Source organism: Stenotrophomonas sp. P5_B8 (assembly GCF_054049855.1).
In genome coordinates this window covers 1-2,857 of the sequence record NZ_JBFULO010000462.1, presented here as the reverse complement: position 1 = coordinate 2,857, position 2,857 = coordinate 1, and the positions used below count along the sequence as shown (strand labels likewise).

Annotated in this window: 3 protein-coding genes and 1 pseudogene; all 4 read right to left on the bottom strand. The window is 65.9% G+C overall.

The genetic code is table 11. The features are described from left to right. A partial coding sequence (locus ACXJKH_RS18065) for a serine hydrolase domain-containing protein (RefSeq protein ID WP_457321397.1) occupies positions 1-465 on the bottom strand: 465 nt, incomplete at its 3' end. A 196-nt stretch (positions 466-661) separates the two neighbouring features. Beyond that, positions 662-1,759, bottom strand: coding sequence for a hypothetical protein (locus ACXJKH_RS18060; RefSeq protein ID WP_457321395.1), 1,098 nt, complete (start codon positions 1,757-1,759; stop codon positions 662-664). 94 nt (positions 1,760-1,853) lie between these two features. Continuing rightward, on the bottom strand, positions 1,854-2,357 hold the full coding sequence (locus ACXJKH_RS18055) for a hypothetical protein (RefSeq protein ID WP_457321393.1): 504 nt from the start codon (positions 2,355-2,357) through the stop codon (positions 1,854-1,856). Between the two features lie 143 nt (positions 2,358-2,500). After that, positions 2,501-2,857, bottom strand: a pseudogene (locus ACXJKH_RS18050) (ribonuclease D); the annotation flags it as partial.

Below are 2,857 nucleotides of genomic sequence, written 5' to 3'. Positions count from 1 at the left end.
GTCGGTGAGGTTCTCCGGCAGCCCGGCGCGATGCGACAACAACTGCACCAGCGTGACCTGTCGGTAAGCCGGATGCATCTGCTTGGCCAGGTCGGGCAACAGCGTGGACAGCGGTGCATCCCACGTCAGCACGCCCTGTTCGACCAGACGCGCGATCATCGCTACGGAGATCGGCTTGCCCGTGGAACCGATCATCCACGGGTCCTCGACGCTGGCGGCTATCTTCCCATCGCTGCGGCGCACCCCGCTGACCGCCTGGTCGGCGACCTTGCCGTCGCGGATCACCAGCACGCCCATGGCCGGGGTCGACGTGCCCTGCATGGCCTGTGTGATCGTTGAGGTCAGATCGTCCGCGGCACTGGCGCTGGCCGCGACAAGCAGGAGGGAGATGCCCAGCCAGCGGCGCAGACCACGCGCGCTGGGGTGGGGGCAGGCTGCGGTCCGTCGGTGTGTGATCGTGTGCATGGGAGTCCTTGCGCAGCAGCGTGGGCAGGACCTGTGCCAATGGCAACGATCCCGCAGGGTGCAGTGTCCGCAGCGCCTGGGTACAAGCGTGCTGCGTTGATTGCGACTCACTCTTGCACTTCCGCTGCGCGCACGTATGTGTCTGCAGTCATGCCCGCGTACACGTGTTGCGAGAGGCGACAGCGTCGCCTCGTGCCTACTTCGCGCCTGCTGATCCGTCCACCGGCTTGCGCAGCGACACCGGCGTACCCAGCAGCGGATCGGGCGTGCCAGCACGGCCCACTACCTGCACCTGCATCGGTTCTAGGCGGGCGAGCAGCGCCTTCTGTGCGGGCGTGAGGGGGGTTGAGTTGATGCCAACAAGGACCCGCGCGGCTTTCATGGGCGCAGGTGACAGGTGGACGGTGAATCGGCGAAGCAGGCAGTCGCGGGTCGTCGCATTGATGTCCTCGCAACGATCGGGGCCGTGGTAGTCCACATCGGCATTGGCCACGATGGCGCGGGCGGCGAGCACGATCTGGCCGGGCTTCACGGTAAATGCGAGCGGCGCGGCTGCACTCGGTATGCCGGCCCGCACGCGAACCGCAGGCACATCGCGCTCCCGGGTCTTCTCCAGCCAGGCGCCCTCAACGTGGCGGGGAACATCATACGTTTCGGTCCTGTATGACATGCAGTTTCCCGAGGCCACGTGCACGGACGTGCAGACCTGGCGCGAATGCGCTTCATCGATCGAGCCTGGCGGCGACCAGATCTTTTCGCGATAGGACTGGCGGTAGGTCACCTGCTCCAAACGCACGCGTCCCTGCACGCCATCGGTTTCGCTGTCGGAATTTTCCGGTTTGGGCAGGTTGGCCAGCGTGGCATCGATGCGATAGCTCTCGGCGCTGGTCAGGCGATAGGTGCCCGGCGCAATGACATGCACTTCGAACCCGGTCCACAGGTAGACCATCGGCTTCCTTTCCAGCGTATTGGCGGAGAATCCGGGCATGTAGTGCTGGCTCGGAGACTGCTCGTTCTGCCAAAACGTACGGGCAGACAACGGCGGCAGCTTGTGGAAGCTGTCGGCTAGAAGAAAGCCTGGAACCAGGGAGGTCCCCCACATCTCATCATAACTCTGCGGATAGGGGACGGGCGTCAGCACCACCACCATGCCATCGCGGGTGGCGCCATCGATGACGTCCAGTATTCCATTCACGTGTTCGATGTTGGGGTCGGGCTGCTCGGCGACTGCAATGTCGATCGAGATGCTGGTCAGCAGGGCGCACATCAGCAGCGTCTTGGTATGCACTGGCATTGGGAGATTCATCCTTGAGAGCGGTTCACGTTGCCGTGGCAATCGGCACGGTGCGCCGTGCGTTCCACAGATGCCGCAACGCTATCACGCCCGATCAGCGCAGCGTCGGCCTACCTGCGCAATACCGMGAACGCTCCCTCGGCGCCGGTGCGTGCCAGATTTCATTGCCGCCATCACCGTCGCCCTCGTAAAAGGCGATACGCCCTGCTTCATCGTGGTGCAGGGTAGGGCTGAACGCCTCGGCGTCGCTCCTGCCTTCGGGGTTCATAAAGCGGATCTCGCCACCACAGACGAAGTTCGACCCTGGCTCGCGCCCCAACGCGGCACACGTGACCTGCGAGGATTCTGCGACCACCGGGCCGGGCAGTTTCGGGGCGATGAGGCCGCGGTCGGCAAGCGCGCAGAAGTAATCGGCGACGGCGCTGCGGATCTGTGCCTGGGACGGCATCCAGTCCGGGCAGCTGTAAGGGTCGGGTGTGCAGCTGCTGGCGGGCGCGGTGTCGATGGCCGCTTGCGGCATGGCCGCCGCAGTGAACGGGGACAGGGCGAGCAACGGCAGCAGCAACGACGGCAGCAATCGCAGCAAGGGCAGGGTCATGAAGCGCATCGCACGGAAGGGTTGGCGGGCTTGCGGTGGCCCGCGTAGATGACGATGGACGCTCGGACAGACACCGCAGCACCGGCGCATACTGCCGCCGGTGCACTGTCGTCTCCCCACCTGTCGTTGCGGTATCCGGCGGCTTACGCGGCCGGCAGCAGCGGGGCCAGGACCGGCTCCAGTTGTTCACGCCGCCAACCGGCCAACGCGGGCGGCCACTGGCCACTTTCCAGATAGCTTTCCAGGTGCTTGCGCGAGGCCAGCACGCCGTCGGGCAGGCCCAGTTCGGCGGTGCGCGCGCTGACCGCATCCTGCAGCCGCTTCAGCGCCTGCTTGTTGTTGTCGTTGGCCGGCAGCGCCAGCGGTGCGTCGGCTTCGTCGTCCAGCGGCGTGGTCAGTGCCTGCCAGACCTGGTTGGCCAGCTTGCGCGGTGCCTTGGGGAAGCTCTCCATGAGCTTTTCCAGTGCCGGCACGTCGGCGGGCGGCGTGCGCGCGAGCAC

Coding starts and splice junctions, on each gene's coding strand:
- ACXJKH_RS18060 (WP_457321395.1), bottom strand. CDS start 1,759: ATGCCAGTGCATACCAAGACGCTGCTGATGTGCGCCCTGCTGACCAGC.